We start from the raw sequence: 21,134 nt of genomic DNA, 5'->3' as shown, positions 1-21,134 counted from the left end.
GGTGCCCCATTTAAAACTCTGATAAACGACGTGAAATAGAACCTGCGCAGCAGGCAATTAAAAGGAATGAAGAAATGGATGGAGCAATTCTAGGCATTATTGTTGGTATTACCGCAATGATGGTCATGATCATCAAGACCCGTATCCCTGTCGCACTGGCAATGGTGCTCTCATGCTTGATCATGGGCCTATTTGCAGGCATGGCACCGACTGAACTGGTTAACGCAATTAAATCAGGCTTTGGCGGCGTTCTAGGCGGAATCGGCCTAATCATCGCTTTTGGTGTCATCATGGGGGCATGTTTCGAGAAATCGGGCGCCGCTGTGAGAATGGCAAAAACTTTCGTCAAGATCTGCGGTAAAGGGCGTGAAGATCTCGCGCTAGGCTTTACCGGCGTACTTGTGGCGATCCCTGTTTTCTGTGACTCAGCTTATGTACTGCTACACTCGCTGGTCCGAGCAATCTCGCGCAATACAGGTAAATCTGCCGTAGGCTTGGGGGTAACACTGGCACTGGGTCTACTTATCACCCACGCACTAGTACCACCAACGCCTGGGCCTGTCGCTGTTTCAGGTATCCTTGGTGTTGACCTGGGTGTGTACATGATGTGGGGTTTGGCTGTATCTATCCCTATGATGGTGCTATCACTTATCTATATCCGCAAAGTGGGCCAGCAATACTACCGCGTACCGAACGGTGAAAACTGGATCACAAGCGAAGCTGATTGGGCAAACCTAGAAAACGTAAAAGAAACCAAAGACGAGGATCTACCAAGTAACTTCCTATCGTTTGGCCCTATCCTTGTACCAATCGCGCTAATTTTGGCAAACACAATGATTGGCGAAGGCACTAGCTTCTTCCATACGTTCCTTCAGCTAGTGGGTAACCCGGTTGTTGCTGTAGGTATCGGTGTTCTAATGGCACTGTATGGCCTTACAACACAGATTGACCGCAAAGAAATGATTGGCTCCATGGATGATGCCCTATCAACAACCGGCCTAATCCTAGTCGTAACAGGTTGTGGTGGCGCAATGGGAGCTGTACTAAAAGCATCTGGCGCTGGTCCGCAGGTTGCTGAGGTGATTGCAAGCAGTGGCATCCCACCGCTACTTGTTCCACTGGCTATTGCTTCGATGCTGCGTCTGATTCAAGGCTCTGCAACGGCGTCAATGATGGTCGCTGCGACAATGACCTTACCGCTAGTAGAAACACTAGGCCTCGATCCTGTCTTCGTCGCGCTGGCATGTGCCGTTGGCCCTGTTGGTTTCTCACACCTCAACGACTCTTACTTCCATATCATCAGCCGTACGCTGGGTATCACTGAGCTATCAGACCAGCTGAAGATTTGGAGCCTGACTTCGACTATTGCTTGGGCAATCGGTGCGAGCATCATCATGACGCTGAACTTGTTCTTTGGTAAGGGTGGAACGCTAATCGACCCGATCATTCCGCTGGCTGTACTGGGTGCTATCGTGGCCTGGATGAAAACACGCAAACTTGATGCGCCGAAAGAAGTGGCTGCGTAATAAAGCAACTGAATAAAAAACCTCAGTAACGAATAAAGCCCACTGATGAAGTGGGCTTTAATTTGTACCGTTATAGTGGCAGATTAATGGACCACCCCAATCAACCCGATATCACTGCGGGTTACAATGCCTTTCTCATCAACCTCAAACACAACACCAGCCTCAGTTTCAAACGACAGCAGCTTTTCCGTCAGCGTTAGCTTTCCCACTGAAAGAGATGAATATGAGTTTTCCTCAATTTTCACATAGTTGTGAAAATACGATTTTTTTCGTGATGTATTCATCACTGTATCGCCATACTTCACATCTATTTGGAAATCGCCAATACTCGTATCGAGTGCCAAGTAATTATCATCCATGGCGCAGGCCTTCATGTTTTCCACCACAAAAATAACATCTTTTTGCAATTCAGGGCTGTAGTACTCGTAATCATCTTTGACGTAACAACCATTTGGCTTTGCTTTCGCGATAGCAAGCAGGTTCACTAATTCAGACTGCGGGATAAAGCTATTGTTTATTTGCTCCTGCCCTAACGCCAGAATAAGCTGCTCTCTGAAATCAACCATATCTTTATTGTTCATCTCCGCTTTTAAAAGCAAATACTGAACATCTAGTGGGTCTTTTGTCGCCTTTTCGCTTAGTACTTGTATAAGCTCGCTCTTCTTCAAATCAACAGGGATCACCGAAGATGGCTCATCCTGATGAGAGCTTGCACACCCGTACAAGAACATCGATGCGACAGCCATTAACACTAATTTTTTCATCCTGACACCAACCGGTTAAGTTTTTATCTAGCACCCAGAAATAAAACACCGTTCAATATGTGGGTGGATTTTTCCTGAACTATCCAGCGACTACATCAAAATTGCAGTGTTTTGACTGCCGATGGTAAGCAATTCATTGCATCATCAGGTAACTATAACAGACTAATAGCAAAAGTTTGTCTATAAACGCATAAAATTATGAACATCGTTCAAAATGTACACAAATAACACAATGCCCTGCGTGCAGGGCATCTCGAATATATTTATCTCGGTTTTTCAACGTACTCATAGTTATCACCACGACGTTTATAGTAGTGGTTATCGATAATGGCATATGTCGCACCGGCAATGACCGCAAAGGTGGCAATCTCAGGTAGTCGACTACGGTGGTAATACCGATGGCGTGGTGGCTTATGAACAACGACTACCTTTTTCTTTGGTGGCCTTGGCTTTACCACGACCACGTGATGTTTATGGTGCTTGTGTTTGTAGTGTTTATGTTTGTGGTGCTTGTGATGATGACCATGCTTATGGCCCTTAGCCTCTGCAACACTTGGAACTGTTAGGCCCACCGACATGACAGCCATGGCCATTACACCTACCGCTAGGCTTTTTTTCCAAGACTTCACAGCCTTTGCCGATTGTTTTGATTCCGCTCTAAATTGTAATTTCATGGTTTTACTCCACTCTTTTATGGCGCTAGATTACCCCCCATAACGAAAAACAATGTTCGATTTCTGTAAAATTGCGTCAAGCGGACCGTCAAAAACCATGAAAATATTAATGGTATTATTCAAGTGATTGAATTATAGGTAAGCAATGAAAAACTCTCTTACATTTCAACTAGGTTTATTGCTCTAACCAATAGGCAGATTAACTGCTGTTTCATATCTGAATCACCCACAAAGCGTGACAGCGTCACCCCAATTCAAACGTTGTGACGCCAAAAGTACGATTAACCGATATCGCAGGAATGTCTCCCGTATACATACGCGCGGTCGTAAATACCGGCTCCATATTATACTTCTCGGCCAGTGCGACACCCGGCAGGTTTACTTCCGGCACATCAAGATAGATGTTGTCAGTTGCTGATGCATGCGCTTTCAACGCAAGGAACAACTCTTCCGCCAGCAAAACATCTTCGGCGAACAATGGGCCGATTTTGAAACCATTTCGACAAGGCCTGATAACTCCGTAACCCACTAGCTTTCCGGCCTGTTTTATGCCCAGTGCAGTGGAGCCTGTCTGCCCTATCCAGGCTTGCAAAAAGCATTGCCTATCGGCAGGGAAAAAAGCATGGTCATAGTCCAGCACTTCACTAAGTGGCAATTCACAGAGATCGACCAACCCAATACCCTCTGGCTCTTCGCCCCCACCGAAACCCTCAAAGCGGATGTTGCCATAAGCGAGTTTAAAGCCAGACTGCTTATAATTGGCCTGCTGTTCAACAACCCCATCCAGGCCAACATTACACCCAGCCAGGTACTGCAAACCAGCTTGCCACAACTCGAAGCCATAACCCCGGCCTCGATACTCTGGTTTGACGATATAAAAGCCCAAAAAGCCATAGCTATCATCGTACTTCACCACAGAGATCGATGAAATCGGCTCCTCCCCCAGATACCCCACCAAAAAACCATTGGGATCAGCAGCGTAAAACGATTCAATGTCATAAAGCCCTGGATTCCAACCTTCAGCCGCGGCCCAGTCAACCGCCTGTGCTAAATCCTGCTTGGTCATTACCCGGATACTATATTTTTTTTCAATCATTGCAGCCCCTTGTTTATCCCGCTGGGTTCTCACCTCGATATGCTAATGGTAGATGATTTCTGTACTTGAGCTGCTCACCAAACCGCTCCAGTGCAATATTGCTCGCAATTATTAGCAATACAGCGACACCCTACATTTATTTTCAAACACCAGTTGAAAATAATTCAAAACAGCGCCTGTTTTTCAAAAGCCGAACTAGAACTACTATTCAGTCAACCAACTCGGTAGTGAAAACCGTTTGAAATTAATGACAGGCACACACTCTACTAGGAGAAACCTCATGACTAAGCTAACCATCGTTGCCAACATCATTGCGAAAGCAGACAAGATTGAACTAGTCAAATCAGAGCTATTGAAGCTAATTGATATTACTCGAGCAGAAGAAGGTTGCATTAACTACGACCTTCACCAAGACAATGAAAACCCGGCACATTTCCTGTTCTTTGAAAACTGGACATCCCGCGAGCTATGGCAGAAACACATGGGTAACAAGCACCTTGCCGATTACATGGCCGCGACTGAAGGTAGTGTGGAGCAATTTACGCTAAATGAAATGACTCAAATCGCTTAATTTACTTCCTCCTTTTTGTATTACCCCAAACCGGTTATATACCGGTGATGGGGTTTGGAGTTGCAGGTTACCAAAAGTTAACTGCTTGAAGATCGAGATTACCGTGTCCACAATGAGCACTGTAATTCAATCAATCTGTACCCAGAAACGGTACAAAAGGAGTGAAACATGGATTATTCGGTGAAGCTCAAAGCGGGTAACGATTTCCCTGCCCTTACAGCAACAAGGCTAGATGGCTCTGAAGTAAAGCTTGGAGCTCCTCAAGGCGAAGCGACCTGGCAAGCTGTCTTTGTATACCGAGGCAAGCATTGCCCGCTCTGTACCCAGTACCTCAATGATCTAGAAAATTACAAACAAGCCTTTGCTGATGCTGGTGTCGATATCCTTGTTGTCTCGGCTGATTCCAAACAGCAACTTGAAGCTCACTTAGAGAAACTCAATATCTCCTTCCCAATTGCCTACGGGCTGACCGAACAACAAATGAAAACACTCGGAGTTTACATTTCAATCCCTCGCTCCGAGCAAGAGACGGATCATAATTTTGCCGAGCCTGGCTTATTTATTGTGAATGAGCTTGGAAAATTGCATGTCGTCGATATTTCTAATAATCCATTCGTCCGCCCTGAGTTGGGGGCTTTGACCCGCGGTCTGGCGTGGATCAGGAACCCCGATAACCACTACCCAATTCGCGGCACGCTGGATTATTGATGATGATCCAACCTTAGAAATTAGTTCTAATAAGCAAGGAATGCCAGCAACCAGATTAAAGTTGCTGGCTGCACATATAATGTGCCTCTTGATTTAATAATGACAACCTTCGCTTTCCGACGCTGCCAGGAAGCGGGAAGTAACATTGCAAAACAAGCCAAAACTTTACGAAAAGAGCCATTTGTCACTTACAAAAATCTCCAGTACGCCCCGAAGAAACAATAGCGGGCTCTTTCACTTTTCTTATTTACCACTAACGTTTTAAAGCTCTTTTAACTTTTTAATTGCAAAGAAAAAAGGACTTTATTTTGTTGCGACCCATATTCAATACACTCACCAAACCAGCACTCATTGGTCTTGTTTCCTCAATGACCATACCGTTTGCAAATGCTCACCAGGATGATGGTTTACATCCACCTTCAACTCACTCCCCCATAGCTACCGAATTGACCCCAATGTTTATCAGCCTAGGCTTTGATGACAACACCGAAGAAGAGGGGCTATCTTGGATACTGGAATTGTTAAGTAACCATCAAAACCCTGAAGGGTTAGATCGCTATGCCCTACAGCCATTGAAAGCCAGCTTTTTTATGCATTGCGGCCCAGCGGTAGATAATGAAAAAATCAAAAACCTGTGGCGTCAATTGAACGCAAAAGGACATGAAATTGCGAATCATACGCTTACCCACCCGGATGACAAAGTTAACTACAACCCCCTACTTTCTTGGATGACAGCCGAGCAATGGCAAGAAGAAGTCAATGTATGTAATGCTTTCCTAACTCTCCCTGTTGCTGAGGGGGGCATTGGTGTTGGTAAGATCTCAGGGTTTCGCGCCCCCTTCATGACATACAATGACAACACACTGATGGCCTTAGTTAATAATGGTATCCGTTACGATGTCAGCTTTCCCGCAGGTATTACGCCAGAACAAAATGGGACCAACAATTACTGGCCGCATACACTTGAAAAAGGCAGCCCTTCTCATACGTTTGCAGTCAACGGAGGATGGAAGCCAGCAATCAACCAATACTCAGGTTTATGGGAAGTACCTCTTCATAGCTTAATCATCCCACCCGATGACACTATGGAAAAGTACGGTATCAATTACTCGCTGCGCGATAAAATTGCCAGTCGAGTAGGATATTTTGACCCGGTAGCCGGCAAGGGCGATAACTTCGATTGGAACCTCTATTTTACTCCGGACTGGGGAGCGGCAGGCCTGAATGAAAACGACGTTGTCGCCATCTATAAATACAATTTGGATCTGAGACTGGCAGGCAACCGCGCCCCACTGTCGCTCGGCCTTCATTCAGCCTATTATGGCCTGCTTAATGGTGAGGAGCACTTCGGCATGCCTGAAACCACTGTGTCTAGCAGGCAGAATGTTCTAAAGCGATTTATCGATTATGCTCTCAGCAAGCCTGAGGTGCGATTCATTACCCATAATCAGCTGATTGACTGGATGAAGGATCCAGAGCCTTTAACACTATGCCCGGAGAGTGAGTGGAAACCCCACCAGGTTTACGAAAAAGGCGAGACCGCTTTTTTCCAGGAACAGATGTGGCGGGCCCGGTGGTGGACGCAACTCGAAATGCCTGGCAATACAGACAATTCATCTTGGCAGCTGATTAAAAGCTGCACACCGAATTCGGTTCCGTAAACGAAAACATCTTCCCGTATGGTAACCCATACGGGAAGGCCATCAGACAATGCAAAAAAAAATACACAGATGTGCAAACTGTCTGTCACTCTTCCTTCATAGTCTCTATCGAAACTGGGCAAATGCCAGTAACAATGGCTTTAGCAAATAACAATGATAGGAACGAAGTTTGAAAACCCATCCCCCTGCCAATTATCAGCTTACAAACAACTATAGTGTAAGCAACAACAAGCCCTACCTTGCTATTTTCGATCTTGACGAAACCTTGATTGCTGCCGACTCAGCCAGTCTATGGAGTGCCTATCTTGTTAGCAAAGGCATTGCTCCCGCTTCGCTGCTCTTGGAAGAAAAAGCAATGATGGAAGCCTATGCCAAAGGCCAGATGGATATGGATGCTTATATGCAGACAACGCTAAAACCAATGGTAGGCATGGATGAAATCACCATTGATATGCTGGTCAATGAGTTCATTGAACAGCATATCAAACCCGCACTATACCAAGATGCGGTTAATCGAATCACATGGCACAAGCGTCGTGGCGATACTGTTTTGGTGATCTCTGCTACTGGAGAGCACCTTGTTAAACCTATTGCTAACCTGCTAGGTGCCGACGATGCCATTGCAATAAACCTTGAACATATCGATGGTAAATTCACCGGCAAGACGACAGGTATACTCAGCTATCAATACGGAAAGGTAATCAGGATGAAAGCTTGGCTCGAGCAGCAAAACACCGCCTTCAAAGGCAGTTATGGTTACAGTGACTCTATCAACGATCTGCCCCTTCTTGATGCGGTTGACCGACCATTCGCTGTTAACCCAGACCCTGCATTGGCGCTGCATGCCCAGATGAACGAATGGACTATCATGGATTGGCGCCACGACAACAATATTCTGCGCTAGCCCCTCCCTATAAAAGCCATTTTCCTTTCAAGGTCGATGGCTTTCGCTCTCCTCTCATTACCGTTTTTATTTTACTTCAGCAATGTCATTCAAATTATTCGATGCTGTTGTTCAATTCTCAGTACTTATGTTCCCAACAGCGGTGTCTACAATATCCTTAATAGAATTATCTGGTAGAGAAACATGGACAAGGATAAAAAAACATACGATGGCGTCTCCATCTTTATTCATTGGATGACCGCCTTGGCCGTGCTTGGATTATTTGCGGTGGGGTTATGGATGGTAGATCTCAATTACTATTCACAATGGTATAAACCCGTACCTCACTGGCATAAGTCAGTGGGAATTTGCCTTGCCTTGCTAACAATCTTCCGGTTGCTCTGGAAAGGGATTGCCCAGCAACCGCCTATTGAAGGGGCGGCATGGGAAGTAGCCGCAGCAAAATTAGCGCATAGCCTGATCTATATCTTATTAATCGGCATCTTTGTTTCTGGCTACCTGATTTCAACTGCCGACGGTCGTGGCATTGAAGTCTTCAATTGGTTCACCGTACCTTCATTGGGGGAGCTATTCCCTAACCAAGCTGATATTGCAGGAGAGGTGCACTACTACCTCGCCTTCACCTTAATCGGACTCGCGAGCTTGCATGCCCTTGCGGCACTCAAGCACCACTTTATAAATAAAGACAACACCCTTAAAAAAATGCTGGGAGTAAATAAATGAAAAAGCACATCATCGCCATGGGACTAATGGCAGCGGCATCAGTGTCAGGTATTGCGCAAGCGGCTGATTATGCCATTGATACAAAAGGTGCCCATGCCTCTATTAACTTCAAAGTAGAGCACCTGGGCTATAGCTTCATCAAAGGCCGTTTCAATACTTTTGACGGAACGTTTAGCTACGATCCGCAAAACTTGTCAGCATCTAAAGTACAAGTGAACGTGGATACCACCAGCCTTGACAGTAACCATGCGGAGCGTGATAAGCACCTGCGCAGTGCCGATTTTATTGATGCGGGTAAATACTCCACAGCAACATTTACTTCGACAAAAGTAGAGCCCAAAGGCAATGGCGAGATGACCATTTTTGGTGAGCTAAGCCTGCACGGCCAAACTAAACCTATTGCCATTGATGCCAAGTTCATTGGTGAAGGTGAAGACCCATGGGGTGGCTATCGCGCAGGTTTCACTGGCACAACCCGTATTGATTTCAAAGATTTTGGCATTCAGGTGATGGGCTCTTCCAGTTACGCTGATATCGAACTGCATGTTGAAGGTATTCGCCAGTAACATAGCAAAAGTCAATTCATTGCAAAATCCGGCTAAATGCCGGATTTTTTGTATACATATCAACCACCCAACAACAAAATTTACCTATCATTACAGATTGAAACAGGAACCATGAGCTAGGATGAGGGTCATAAAAAAACAAAGCATAATAACGTGCTACTAAATGAGAAGGTAAATCATGACGCCGCAAGAAAAAGAGCTGATTCAGAACGTTGCCAATAAACTGAAACAGAGCCCAAACAAAGCAAAAGATTCTGAAGCCGAAAGCTTGATCAACAACGAGATTGGTGGCCAAGATGATGCGCTTTATAAACTGACCCAAGCCGTTCTTGTGCAAGAAATGGCTTTGAAAGAGCTCAAGCAAAAGAACGAATACCTAGAGCAATGTGTTGAGCACCACAAGTCAGAAGCGAACCGTGGCGCATTGAGCAAAATGATGGGTGGCAGCCGCCCTGCCCCGCAGCCACCACAGCCGACCCACCAGCCAAGTGCCTTCGGTAGTTTCATGCAAACGGCCGCCAGTGTTGCCGTCGGTATGGTAGCCGGTAACATGATCAGCAATATGTTGTTCAACAACGATGACCCAGCCGCTGAGGCAATGGCCGCAAGTGAGGCTCAAGCTGCAGACGCTCCAGCAGAAGATGTTCCGGCTAATGACGCATTGGCAAGTTCTGGCACAGAAGAAAGCTCTGGTGGCTTCTTGGATGATTCCTCAAGCTTTGCATCAGAATATACTGACAACACTGGTGGCTTTGGTACTGATGGGCTAGGTGGCGATAGTGAAGGCTTCGGCGATGCCGGTTTCGGAGACGCAGGCTTTGGCAGTGATGGCTTTGAAAATACGGGCTTCGACGACACATTGGCCAACAATGGCTTTGCCAGCGATGAAAGCTTCTTTGGCGGTGATGATGGCGGCTTTGACTTCGGCGGCGACGAATAACCTCTTTCCGATTCTAAAGGGCACTCACCGTGCCCTTTTACTTAGCCCCTGTCATCTTTCGGCGTGTCCATCACCACCATGGTGGTAATGGAATTCACTTGCGGAATCTCACCCAACACATCGGCATGAAAGCGCTTGTAGGCACTCAAATCGGTTGTTTCAACCCTTAGCAAATACTCGCTGGCGCCCGTAATGTTATGGCACTCCACAACTTGCTTGGCCAAGCAAATCTGTGACTCAAAATTCAATTGCGACTGTTTGCTGTGATTCGATAGACCTACGCTCACATAGGCAATGAACCCTACCCCCATCTTGGAGTGATTCAAGATTGCCTTATACCCTGAAATGATCTTCTGCCTCTCGAGCTCTTGCACCCGCCGAAGCGTTGCCGACGGAGACAATCCGACCCTCTGTGATAGCTCGACATTGGTCAATCGGCCATCGTGCTGCAACTCTTGCAATATTTTCTCGTCAAACTTATCCATTGCGCAATATCATTGTGAAAAATTAAAAAAATGGACAAACAAAGGCACATAATTTACGTCCAACCTGATTATCATACCAAAACAACCAAGAAATTGGCCATCTCTGGCTATGAGCAGCAAACGGACAGACTTATGGATTACCAACACCTCGCCGCCCTCGTGACATTCGCATTTGTATCCACCATAACCCCGGGCCCCAATAACATTATGCTAATGACTTCAGGTGCCAACGTCGGCTTTCTCAGAACCATCCCTCACATGCTGGGAATTATATTCGGGTTTAGCTTCATGGTTATTCTGGTCGGCATCGGACTGGTAGGCATATTCCAACGCTATCCGTTGTTACAGCAAGCCTTGCAGGTTATCAGTGTATGCTACCTTCTATACTTGGCTTTTGTGATTGCCAGAAGCCAACCAAGCCACTCTCAGGGCTCTGACTACCGACCAATGTCATTCTTTTCAGCCGCGAGTTTCCAATGGGTCAACCCTAAAGGATGGACAATGGCACTCACAACCGTCAGCGTTTATAACTCCACCTCTGATTGGTATGGTATCGCGATCATTTCTGCGGTGTTTGCTGTGGTCAACATTCCATCGGTAAGCATATGGACGTTTGCCGGAAAGCAATTACAGCAGCTTATTCAGCAACCGGCTAAAATTAAGTGGTTTAATTACGCCATGGCGGGATTATTATTAGCCTCATTAATTCAGGCTTTGTAGCAAACACAAAAAAGCCTCCAGAATGGAGGCTTTCAAGACTTATTTCTTCGCTTTTGCATTATCTAGAATTTCTTTAATACGCTTGTTTGATACACGTTTAGCCATAACAATAACTCCATTTAAAATTACATACCACGGTCTAAAATATCGCCCCAGAACAGCAGTTAATGATTCTGATTCATGGACTTAAATCCAATATACCCAAGTTGTTACTCATTTAAATACCCCTGACACCCTATCAGGCAGTAATAACCACCCACCCTAAAGTTGATTAGACCACCCAGGGTGAATAAAAACGGATAAACCATCAGGTTAAGGCCGGATAATAAACAATAAAACCACGCCCGCAGTTAATAGCGAAACATGAGTTGATGTGGATTTATGTGACACTAGTCTCAAGCCCGGTCTGAAATTTCACGTCAAATCCGATTTCACACGGAGTTATCCGCTGAGTAATGCCAGTATTCTTTGGCCATCAAACGCCAATTGGATACCTGACGCTACTCCCATCTTCTTGAACAGGTTATGACGATGGATCTCGACGGTGCGAAGTGCAATACACAGCTCATCCGCAATCACTTTGTTGGCCTTTCCTTGCATGATCAGAGGCACCAGTTCCCTTTCCCTGTCTGTCAATGAAGCAACTCTCGCTTCTAAATCAGCATTGGCCTGCTTTGACGAAGAGAGACTAATGGCCAAATCCTGGGCGTGAGCAATGGCCTGGCACAACTCTTCACCGTTGACAGGCTTCTGCAGCAAGTCGTTTGCGCCTCGCTTGAAAGCAAGCTTGGTAATTTCAACACTGGCATGGCCAGTCAAAAAAACAATAACCAAACTACTGTCTCTTTCCGCCAATTTCTTTTGCAACTCCAATCCATCAATGCCCGGCATATTAATATCGAGTAAAATCACACCAGGCTGGCTAAGCACGACTTCGGCCAAAAAGCTTTCTGCACAATGAAAGCATTGAACATCAAAGCCTTCGCCTTCAAGCAACCAAGAAACCGAGTCAAGGATGGCCATGTCATCGTCGACTAAGTACACAGGGCACGACATAATCACTCCTTATTTATGTCTCGAGGAAAAGTTATTACGAAGCGAGTACCACGAGTTTGTTGAATCGCTTCAATAGAGCCATTATGAGCTTCAATAATTCGCTTACATATCACCATACCTAGCCCTAAACCGGCCTCTTTGCTCGTTTGAAAAGGCATAAACAGTTGCTTAAGCTGCTCATTTGATATTCCGCAACCATTATCGATAAAGGTTACCGTCAGATGCGCATCATCATAACGGGTATGGATAGAGATGGAACGTTCCTCAACAGAAGTGTCCTTTAAAGCATCAATACTGTTTTGAATCAAATTCGCGAATACTTGCTGGATCAATATTGGGTCTAGATCAATTGAAACATCATCAATATCAGTTATCAGCTGAATATTTTGTTGTTTGAACGTGTGCTGGAAAATAAGCAATGTATTACTCAACAAAGTTTTAATAGAAATACACTCGGTTTTATTATTGTGCACCTTCATAAAGTCACGCATTCGTTGAATAATTTGACTGGCATTGAGGGTCTGCTGTTCGATTTTCTCCAGCATCTGGATCAGTTGCTGCTGGCTAAGCTCTGAGCGTATTAATCGCTTTCTACATCCTGAGGCATAAGTACCAATGGCCATCAGAGGTTGGTTCAGTTCATGTGCAACGCCCGATGCCAACTCCCCGCTCAGTAAAACTCGTTGTGCCTTGTAAAGCTGATTGGTTTCCTTTTCCAATTGCTTGGCCGTTTGTTCATGTTGTTCCACTTCGTTTCGTAACTGCGCCGAGCGGATATGGACAAGGTAATTGACCCGGAAGTGATAGCCTATAAACAGCAGCACTAGGCCAGCAGAAATTAAGATCCAGCCGCGATATTGCCCCCATAGCCGAGTTAGGTACGAAGGCTGGATACTCACACCGATATCATCCATTAGCTGGTAAATCGCACTATCATCAATGGGTACCGACCAGCCGCCATACAAACCAGACACGGCTATTTCACTCGCTGGCGGAATAGTCAGCAAAATCCGGGCTATATGGTTAGCATAATCTGCTGGGACATGCTTCATCCTGGCCAGTGTCCAGTTTGGATAAAGCTGGCTTGAGGTCTGGCAGGCAAAGGCGGACTCGGGCGTTTTAATGCGCACTACCTTCAAGGCGTTAGCAGCTATTGTTCCATCACGGATCTTTCTTTCCAGCAGGCAAGTCGGCGCTATTGCAAAATCAGCTTCTTTGCTTAGTACCTTGGTTAAAATATTCTGCTGTGGGTATCCGATAAAGGTCAGCTTTTTCAGATCCTGCTTATCGACCCCTTCCTGAATGAACTCTCTTAACATAACCCTGAAACCGCCGAAGGCTTTATCACTTACGGAGACAATAGGCCGGTTTCTTAGTTGCTTAAGGCTGGTTATCTCAGGTTCATCCGCACGGGCAATCAGTGCAGAGCCAATTGCATGCTTGGCCTCACCGTGAAACGGGTTGAGATTTAACATTTTCACGGCTTGGTGGTTATATTTGTAGATCAGAAATTGAATGCCATTGGTCAGCGTGAAATCGATAAGGCCACTACCTACTAAGCTATCTAGCGTTGGGATATCAGCGGGTACAATGACAAAATGGTAATCCGGCAACGCAAAATTGAGGTAGTCGATAGTCGGCTGCCAGCGTGTCAAAGTATAAGCCGGCCCATTGAAAGCAAGGACACCGATCCTCACCAGCGTCTGCTCAGCCAAGCTCGAAAAACTGACCATTAAACTGACCAAAAAGATTAGGTATCTTGCTTTCAATCCATTTACCTTATTGCAACCATCTCCATTTCTGTGCCTAGCCTCTCATACTGATAAAACACTTTTTTGTCTCAGATCAATCATAGAGAGAAACTGCGGTTTACCACTATAGAGGTACACCCCTCACCCCGTTAACAATGCTTCCAACGAACTTGAAAATAAAAGTGCATTGTTTGCATAGGGAGCATCGATTATGTCTGAAAATAATTCACGCCGCCATTTCTTGAAAATGGGCTTGAGTGCCGCCGCAATAGCCCCCGTGTCAGCTCTTGGGCTGTCATCCCCTGCTTATGCAGCAGCTAATCCATCAGAGATTCAATGGGATGAGGAGATGGATGTGTTGGTTATAGGTTCTGGAATGTCAGGGATGATCGCCGCCATTCGGGCCGCCGAGACCGATACCAACGCCAAAGTAGTGGTCGCTGACAAAATGTCTCGCCTTGGGGGATCATCGCTTATCTCGGGTCTTAATATGGCGGTTGTCGGATCCGATTTACAAAAGAACATAGGCGTAATCGATGATTCATGGGAGCTATTGCTCAAAGACATTGAGCGTGAGGCCAAGGGCTATAACCACCGTGAACTTACAGAAGTAGCCGCCAAAGGAACACTGAAGCTATATAACTTCCTAAAAGAACACGGCGTTGAGTACGACATGTCGATTGGCAATGGTACCGGCGTTAAAAAGCTAGGCGGTCACTCCAAACCTCGCTGTGTCTGGCCTAAGGGAGGCGGCACTGAAGTTATCAAAAAATTACAAGGCTACTGCGCACAAAACCTAGCCAATGTGGAAGTTCGCAAGAAAATCTTACTTGATGAGATTTTACGAAATGAGCAAGGTCGTGTTATTGGGGTTAAGGTCCGCGAGAAATATCGCTTCAATCGAAAACACGATGATCTTGGCGACAACGATAACCCTGCAATCAACAAATCAGGAACGGTTAAATACTACAAGGTAAAGCGCGGACTAGTGATGGCAACCGGTGGCTATAACCAAGATCGTAAATTCCGCGGCGACGAAGTTGGTGCAATGTACAATGCGGCATCCACTACCCAGCCAGGCGCTACCGCCGGCGCAATTAAAGCAATGGTCAACGCAGGCTTCAAGCCAATACACATGACACTATTCCGCTTTGCATTTCCAATCCCGACAGAAGATATCCGCTGGGGGATTCTCGTCAACCCACGCACCGGGGAGCGGTTTGTCGACGAGTACAACCACAATGACCGCCAGGCCATCGGAATGGCGATCCTGGAGGAGCGGCGCCATATTGATGGCGAGCATACCGTACTTATCTATGACCAAAAAGGTGCCGACCACTATCATGACCAACAGCGCTTCCACCTTTCGATGGACGGCAAGAACGGGATAAACGGCACCATTTGGAAATTCGAAACCCTGCAGGCGCTTGCCGATAACTTCAATATGGATATCAGTCTATTGAAGGCAAACATCGATAAGTACAACACCAATATGGAGCGAGATCAGGACGAATTCCACAAGCCCAAAAGTGTGCTCAAGGGGGCAACCTCTATTTCACAGGCTCCCTATTACGCGATGCAGTTAAACCCACGATATAACTACGCTCAGGGCGGCGCCATGATCACGCCAAATGCCGAAGCCGTCGATGTGGTTACCGGCGAGCCTATTGAGGGTGCCTTTGTATGCGGCGAAGCATCTGCCGGGACCTATGGCTATATTCGCCTAACCGCTTGCTCAACGATTGATTGCGGTACGTTCGGTATGGTTGCTGGTGAAAATGCTGCAAAAGCAACACCTTGGGTATAAATAATATGAAGGGCGGCAGCCACCGCCCTTTCATTCAGACATGAAATCTTGCTTATGAAAAACGTATTGCTTGCTTTATTGACGCTATTGCTCACGTCAACAGCGCTAGGGGTGTACGCCAACGACGAGCCTGACTGGACCGCATTGGCTGATGAATACACATTGAAGCCACATCATAAAGCGCTCAAATTTGAATGTGTTATGTGCCATCAAGGCAATAATCCTGATGAGTTCGAGCCACTGGAAACGGAAACCTGTCTGTCATGCCACGGTAGTGCGCAAAAAGTGGCGGAGCGACTTCAGTTCATGGATAAGAACCACACCAACCCACATAACTCTTTCCATGATGGGTACTCCCTGGATTGCTATGAATGCCACGCAGAGCATGAGCCCTCCACCAACTTATGTTCGGATTGCCACAAAACCACATCCTGGATGGGTAAGGTGCCATAGGAGCTTTTATGAAAAAGAAATGGTTTATCGCGCTCCTGCTCGTTATCGGAGGAGTAGTCGGTACAGGTGCAAGCCTGATTACAGCAGAAGTCACACACAGCACCGCGGGAGCTGAGTTCTGCGGCTCCTGTCATTCCATGGAGCCTATGGCAAAAACCTATGAGCTTGATGTGCATGGGGGCCAAAACGACCATGGCTTTGTTGCTCAATGTGTCGATTGCCACCTCCCCCAAGACTCGGTATTTGGCTATATGCTAGACAAGACCAAGCACGGTATTAATGATGTCTTTGTCGAAAACTTTACCAATACCGATAACATAGACTGGATAGCTCGCCGTGATGAAAGAGAACGTTTTGTATTTGACAGTGGCTGCCTTAACTGCCACCAAAAGCTGCTGGACAAAGCCGAAGCCAATAACCCGAAATCACTACAGACACATGCGCACTACAAAGCCCAATTGGAAAAGGGAGATCCAATACAGTGTGTGTCATGTCACGTAACCGTGGGCCATAACGGCATGCTGAGAAGCGAATTAAACAAACGTCATCCAGAATATAATTTCGAATCTGAATAAGAAATTTAAAAAGGTCAGCATCGACTCGGTACTGGCCTTTAGTCCTACCACTCAAAAAGCAACTTTAATAGTTTCACCTTGAGCTGTTAAATTGGTCAGCAGTTACCCCTTTCTAAGCCGAATCTTTTTTTACCAAAAGAAACAACAAATTACATTATATTCAAATCAAGTACATCAATGATGTATGAATGTAGTTTTCAGAATCAAATCACTATTTTTTCTTACAAAGGCCAACACAAAATTTTTATTTAAATTTGTCAACGTGAGTTTCGCCAATTAAAATCAAACGTAACTTTGAGAAGGAGTCTGACTAAAAAAGATATGGCTTATTTGTTTGTTTTCTTTCGTTACATTGCTGTTTTATTAAGCTTTTTTTCCTTTATTGGCTGTTCCTCTCTACCTGAAGCAGAAAAGACTCCCAGTTACACCATCCCTTTCGACTCTCAAACTCAGCTGGCCAATCAAGCGCTGCCATATATCAATAAGCACCCAGAGCTAACTGGCTTTTACCCTCTTGGAGATGGGCAGGAGGCTTTTTTAGCACGTTTGGCACTGATTTACTCTGCTGAGCACAGTATCGACTTGCAGTACTACATCTACCGTGATGACAGCACCAGTTCACTGATGACCTATGCCCTATACCAAGCCGCCGAACGAGGAGTCCGTATTAGGCTATTGCTTGACGACATGCAGTCTCGAAACGATAAATCCATGGCACAGCTTGCAAGTCATCCGAATATCAAAATTCGGCTCTTTAATCCGTTTGAACACCGCTCCGCGCGTGTTTTGGGATTTTTCGGCGATTTTGACCGCCTTAATCGACGTATGCACAACAAAGCCTTAATTGCAGACAATGCGTTTGTCATTACAGGAGGAAGAAATATTGGCGATGAATATTTTTCCGCTAACACCGCTGTCGACTTCGGTGATTTTGACATTTTGATGCTCGGTCACTCTGTTACAGACGTAGCCGTACAATTTGATATGTACTGGAACAGCAAACCATCTACCCCTATCGAGTCTTTTGTTCATGATGCCACCAAACCGACAAAAGATGAGATAAATAATTGGGAAGATCAACTAAAGCAAGAGTTCAAAAACTCAAGATACATTAAATCACTGGCTGAATTACCTCTGACCCAGCATATCAAAGATCAATCTTTAGCATTTTACTGGGGGAAAGCTGAAGTACACTACGATCTTCCATCAAAGATATATTCGCCCGAAGAAACGGACCTCATGCTCCACCAGCTTAGTGCGATCCTCGCTCAAACAGAGCACGAGTTACTTTTGGTGTCCCCTTACTTTGTCCCAACCGTTCAGGGGACAAATGCGCTGACCCAAGCAGCCAAGGACGGTATTGATGTCACGATTATTACGAACTCATTGGCATCAAACGATGTCTTTGCTGTCCATGGTTGGTACGCCAAGTACCGAGAGCCCTTGCTGGCTGGCGGGGTGAAATTGTACGAGGTGAAGGTCGATCCCAGCCTGAAGAAACAGCGCTCTTGGTTAGGTAGTTCTCGTACCAGTTTGCACGCGAAAACCTTCATCATCGATCGTAAGGATTTATTTGTTGGCTCATTTAATTTTGATCCACGTTCGGCCTACTTGAATACCGAGATGGGCATTCTCATTGAATCAGAAGAGTTTGGTCGTATCGTCTACCAAGAGATTGACCGAAACCTACGCAAGAATACCTACCGGCTCACGTTAGATGAGGAAGGTCAGCTGGAATGGCACAACGACGTTGACGGCTCAATTACCCACATAGAACCTGATGCCAGTATTTGGCTCAGATTTTCAGCTTGGCTTGCAGGATTACTACCGATAGAAAATCAGCTTTAAACCCCTATCAAAAAATAGAAAAAGCCCCATCAACACAACATTGATGGGGCTTTTTACAACAAAGAAATTATAACTATGCGTCCAATTTACCAATTGCTGTCGCCATCGCGCCCTTACCGACACCTTCATAAGCTATCACATCAATGGCTGAGCCCGCTTCCACTGACAAGCTAACCTGCTCAGCGATATACTGCGCCAGTAACTCAACAGTGGTATCAGTACCAATCATCTCAACATCATTTTTCGCGATTGCCAGCTCAAACTCACCCTGTGGTGCTGTGTAGCGAAATGCATGATGGCTTTGCTCATTCACCTTAGCAGCGAACGGGCTCAGGTTAAGTTCAGCAAGCGTACACTCATCTTCTGTGCTTCCTAGGTAAATATCCTGCCAGCGCTCAGCCCACTCTTGCTCCAGCGACAAATTACGCTGCCCGTTAATAAGTAATTCAACCGGAGAACGGTGGCCATGAGCGATACGCTGACAGTTTCCGTCGTGCTTTTTCAGCCCATGGCTATAGTGATAGTACGGCCCCTCTATTTGCTCATGACGAAGGGTTAACTCCAAGCCCTGGACATTGTCCGGCAGCTTACCTTCCAGCACTTTGTAGATATGGCGTGTAACAGATTCGATGGTAACTTCGCTGTCATCAATGAAGCAGTATGCTTGTTCAGGACAGTGCAAATGAAGGCTTTTGTCTCCACGCAACAAATCAACGGTGGCATAGCCTGGTTGGGTTGCGGCAGTGCGAATTGCAGCACTTTGGCTCGGGACAATCAATCGGTGATCAACATATTCATCAACGATCTGTTTAATTTGTTTTTTTACCCGGCTGAAATCAAGCACCATGCTCATTTCATTCAATTCGCCCGACATCACCACATCGAGGATCCAACTCTCCCCTACCATACCTCGCTGCTGGCAAAGGTAAGAGGCATCAATAACGGTGAGATCTCTAACAAATAGCTTCAAACTGAAGTCCTTACTGATTCTGGTTGCGGCAAGGCATTATACGCAGCTAAATTCCTGAGTAAACCGCTCAGGCTAATCGAAAAACCACTAAAAGCGATAGGTGGCGCCAAGATAGGCAGATGTTACCCCTTTCAGCTGCGTCTCGACCGTTACCGGCTTGCCATCACTCTCTGCTTGCCATGAACTGCGTTCAGACGGCAGAACCGTGTGGCGCAAGCCCACCTCGAAGCCCAGGTTATCGATCACCTGCCAGCCCAAACCAGCTTGGAAGCCAAAGACAACGCCACTTTCATCGTATTTACCTGCAAAATCCGAATCGGTCTCTGCGAAAGCATAACCAATATGGAGGCCGACAAAGGGTTTTACTGTTCCCTGCGGGCGAAAAATATGATCAGCACTGATCAGGTGTAGGCCGACATTGGTATCATACGCATCTGCACCATTGAACTGCGTCGTTGCCGTATGATATTCAAAACTGTAGTACACACGCCCACGCTGATCTGGCATATACACCCCGAAGTCCAATGCCCCGAAGGCACCGAAGTCGCCATCATCAGCATCGATACTGCCAGAAGTCACTGAAGCGGTATCGTCATTGCCAAGCAAATTGCCACCGCCACGAAGACCAGCGAAATACTGAAAACCCGGAGCCTGGGACGCTTCAGCAACTTTTTGTCCAGTAGCACTTTCATCACACCATGCGTGCATCGAAATCAGCGACAGCAAAACCCCAGATGCAATTACATTCCTTTTCATTTTCACCATACCTGTAGCGAAATTTATCATTCTCAATAGGGTCTGCTTACCTTTCCCCAAAACTATCAGCATCTTAATGGAAACACCCAGGCAATACTAGGCAGCTATCTTATTTCAGCTCGGTTCTACTCCTCTCGCAACCAACTGATCGCCTCTAGCGAATCTTCGAAATAACGAACTTCACCACTAACAAACCAACTACCCACTTTGCTCATGACTTCTTGCCAATGCTGATTGCCATAGATAGCAACTTTGTTGAATTTACGGCCAAACCTTAAACCTAGTTTCAAATCATCCCATGCGGCATGAAGATCCCATCCTTCAAAATCTGTCCCGTCTACGTACACATTGACGGTTGGATTGTCGACTCCCTCCAACGCCTCTTCAATCAATGGCGTAATCTTCTGGTAATCTTCGTGGGTCAAGGTGCCAACTGCCTTCAACTCCATAAAGATCATTTCGTCTAAGTGCTCGACCTCAAGGTGGATACCATGGACATAGCTCATGTCTGTTCCTCTTTGAATCCGGCTACCTCAATAGTTTATACCCAAGAGGCCTGACTAGCAGGGTGAAGCCACCA

The 21,134-nt window shown here is 46.0% G+C and carries 22 protein-coding genes; 13 read left to right on the top strand and 9 right to left on the bottom strand.

The features are described from left to right. Positions 1 to 74 precede the first annotated feature (74 nt). On the top strand, positions 75 to 1,526 hold the full coding sequence (locus PTW35_RS20525) for an SLC13 family permease (protein ID WP_044621288.1): 1,452 nt from the start codon (positions 75 to 77) through the stop codon (positions 1,524 to 1,526). Positions 1,527 to 1,609: 83 nt separating this feature from the next. Here PTW35_RS20525 and PTW35_RS20520 read toward each other — a convergent pair whose 3' ends face one another. From PTW35_RS20520 to PTW35_RS20510, 3 genes are all read right to left on the bottom strand, one after another. Next, the gene (locus tag PTW35_RS20520) at positions 1,610 to 2,290 is read right to left on the bottom strand and encodes a hypothetical protein (RefSeq protein WP_281028741.1); all 681 of its coding nucleotides are present in this window, start codon (positions 2,288 to 2,290) and stop codon (positions 1,610 to 1,612) included. 263 nt (positions 2,291 to 2,553) lie between these two features. After that, positions 2,554 to 2,964 (bottom strand): hypothetical protein, encoded by a 411-nt coding sequence (locus PTW35_RS20515; protein ID WP_281028740.1) that lies wholly within the window; start codon positions 2,962 to 2,964, stop codon positions 2,554 to 2,556. Positions 2,965 to 3,208: 244 nt separating this feature from the next. Further along, positions 3,209 to 4,060 carry a GNAT family N-acetyltransferase gene (locus PTW35_RS20510; protein WP_044621290.1) on the bottom strand — a complete coding sequence of 284 codons (852 nt, stop codon included), beginning with the start codon at positions 4,058 to 4,060 and terminating at the stop codon, positions 3,209 to 3,211. Between the two features lie 280 nt (positions 4,061 to 4,340). On the opposite strand from PTW35_RS20510, the gene PTW35_RS20505 reads away from it, so the two are divergent. The 7 genes from PTW35_RS20505 to PTW35_RS20475 all read left to right on the top strand — a co-directional run bounded on the left by PTW35_RS20505 (position 4,341) and on the right by PTW35_RS20475 (position 10,133). After that, the gene (locus PTW35_RS20505; protein ID WP_281028739.1) at positions 4,341 to 4,631 is read left to right on the top strand and encodes a putative quinol monooxygenase; all 291 of its coding nucleotides are present in this window, start codon (positions 4,341 to 4,343) and stop codon (positions 4,629 to 4,631) included. Positions 4,632 to 4,799: 168 nt separating this feature from the next. Next, on the top strand, positions 4,800 to 5,339 hold the full coding sequence (locus PTW35_RS20500) for a redoxin domain-containing protein (RefSeq protein WP_281028738.1): 540 nt from the start codon (positions 4,800 to 4,802) through the stop codon (positions 5,337 to 5,339). Between the two features lie 368 nt (positions 5,340 to 5,707). Beyond that, positions 5,708 to 7,000: a polysaccharide deacetylase family protein gene (locus PTW35_RS20495; protein WP_281029111.1), complete on the top strand. Its 1,293-nt coding sequence runs from the start codon at positions 5,708 to 5,710 to the stop codon at positions 6,998 to 7,000. 169 nt (positions 7,001 to 7,169) lie between these two features. Further along, positions 7,170 to 7,904, top strand: a complete 735-nt coding sequence (locus tag PTW35_RS20490; protein ID WP_281028737.1) for an HAD family hydrolase — start codon at positions 7,170 to 7,172, stop codon at positions 7,902 to 7,904. Positions 7,905 to 8,087: 183 nt separating this feature from the next. Continuing rightward, positions 8,088 to 8,627 carry a cytochrome b gene (locus PTW35_RS20485; protein ID WP_281028736.1) on the top strand — a complete coding sequence of 180 codons (540 nt, stop codon included), beginning with the start codon at positions 8,088 to 8,090 and terminating at the stop codon, positions 8,625 to 8,627. Next, positions 8,624 to 9,193 (top strand): YceI family protein, encoded by a 570-nt coding sequence (locus PTW35_RS20480; protein ID WP_044621295.1) that lies wholly within the window; start codon positions 8,624 to 8,626, stop codon positions 9,191 to 9,193. Before PTW35_RS20485 ends, PTW35_RS20480 begins: the two co-directional genes overlap by 4 nt. Positions 9,194 to 9,371: 178 nt before the next feature. After that, positions 9,372 to 10,133, top strand: coding sequence for a DUF2076 family protein (locus tag PTW35_RS20475; RefSeq protein ID WP_281028735.1), 762 nt, complete (start codon positions 9,372 to 9,374; stop codon positions 10,131 to 10,133). A 41-nt stretch (positions 10,134 to 10,174) separates the two neighbouring features. On the opposite strand, the gene PTW35_RS20470 is transcribed toward PTW35_RS20475, so the two are convergent. Beyond that, a complete protein-coding gene (locus PTW35_RS20470) occupies positions 10,175 to 10,618 on the bottom strand; it encodes an Lrp/AsnC family transcriptional regulator (RefSeq protein WP_281028734.1) in 444 nt (147 codons plus the stop codon). Between the two features lie 132 nt (positions 10,619 to 10,750). Here PTW35_RS20470 and PTW35_RS20465 point away from each other — a divergent pair, with 132 nt between their 5' ends. Beyond that, positions 10,751 to 11,338, top strand: coding sequence for a LysE family translocator (locus tag PTW35_RS20465; RefSeq protein ID WP_281028733.1), 588 nt, complete (start codon positions 10,751 to 10,753; stop codon positions 11,336 to 11,338). Between the two features lie 441 nt (positions 11,339 to 11,779). Here PTW35_RS20465 and PTW35_RS20460 read toward each other — a convergent pair whose 3' ends face one another. After that, a complete protein-coding gene (locus tag PTW35_RS20460) occupies positions 11,780 to 12,394 on the bottom strand; it encodes a response regulator (RefSeq protein ID WP_281028732.1) in 615 nt (204 codons plus the stop codon). Between the two features lie 2 nt (positions 12,395 to 12,396). Continuing rightward, a complete protein-coding gene (locus tag PTW35_RS20455; protein ID WP_281028731.1) occupies positions 12,397 to 14,109 on the bottom strand; it encodes a PhnD/SsuA/transferrin family substrate-binding protein in 1,713 nt (570 codons plus the stop codon). Between the two features lie 247 nt (positions 14,110 to 14,356). Here PTW35_RS20455 and PTW35_RS20450 point away from each other — a divergent pair, with 247 nt between their 5' ends. From PTW35_RS20450 to PTW35_RS20435, 4 genes are all read left to right on the top strand, one after another. Continuing rightward, on the top strand, positions 14,357 to 15,952 hold the full coding sequence (locus PTW35_RS20450) for an FAD-binding protein (RefSeq protein WP_281028730.1): 1,596 nt from the start codon (positions 14,357 to 14,359) through the stop codon (positions 15,950 to 15,952). A 54-nt stretch (positions 15,953 to 16,006) separates the two neighbouring features. Further along, positions 16,007 to 16,405: a cytochrome c3 family protein gene (locus PTW35_RS20445; RefSeq protein WP_044621299.1), complete on the top strand. Its 399-nt coding sequence runs from the start codon at positions 16,007 to 16,009 to the stop codon at positions 16,403 to 16,405. An 8-nt stretch (positions 16,406 to 16,413) separates the two neighbouring features. Then, the gene (locus tag PTW35_RS20440) at positions 16,414 to 16,980 is read left to right on the top strand and encodes a NapC/NirT family cytochrome c (RefSeq protein WP_281028729.1); all 567 of its coding nucleotides are present in this window, start codon (positions 16,414 to 16,416) and stop codon (positions 16,978 to 16,980) included. A 321-nt stretch (positions 16,981 to 17,301) separates the two neighbouring features. Continuing rightward, positions 17,302 to 18,828: a phospholipase D family protein gene (locus PTW35_RS20435; RefSeq protein WP_281028728.1), complete on the top strand. Its 1,527-nt coding sequence runs from the start codon at positions 17,302 to 17,304 to the stop codon at positions 18,826 to 18,828. 73 nt (positions 18,829 to 18,901) lie between these two features. On the opposite strand, the gene PTW35_RS20430 is transcribed toward PTW35_RS20435, so the two are convergent. The 3 genes from PTW35_RS20430 to PTW35_RS20420 form a co-directional block, all read right to left on the bottom strand. Continuing rightward, the gene (locus PTW35_RS20430) at positions 18,902 to 19,798 is read right to left on the bottom strand and encodes a 6-carboxytetrahydropterin synthase (RefSeq protein ID WP_044621301.1); all 897 of its coding nucleotides are present in this window, start codon (positions 19,796 to 19,798) and stop codon (positions 18,902 to 18,904) included. An 87-nt stretch (positions 19,799 to 19,885) separates the two neighbouring features. After that, a complete protein-coding gene (locus tag PTW35_RS20425; RefSeq protein WP_052829636.1) occupies positions 19,886 to 20,554 on the bottom strand; it encodes an acyloxyacyl hydrolase in 669 nt (222 codons plus the stop codon). A gap of 125 nt (positions 20,555 to 20,679) precedes the next feature. Beyond that, positions 20,680 to 21,060 carry an STAS/SEC14 domain-containing protein gene (locus tag PTW35_RS20420; protein WP_281028727.1) on the bottom strand — a complete coding sequence of 127 codons (381 nt, stop codon included), beginning with the start codon at positions 21,058 to 21,060 and terminating at the stop codon, positions 20,680 to 20,682. Between the last annotated feature and the right edge of the window lie 74 nt (positions 21,061 to 21,134).

Source organism: Photobacterium sp. DA100 (assembly GCF_029223585.1).
Lineage (GTDB): Bacteria > Pseudomonadota > Gammaproteobacteria > Enterobacterales > Vibrionaceae > Photobacterium.
The sequence above is the reverse complement of the archived record's forward strand: the minus strand, read 5'-3'. Positions and strand labels throughout refer to the sequence as shown.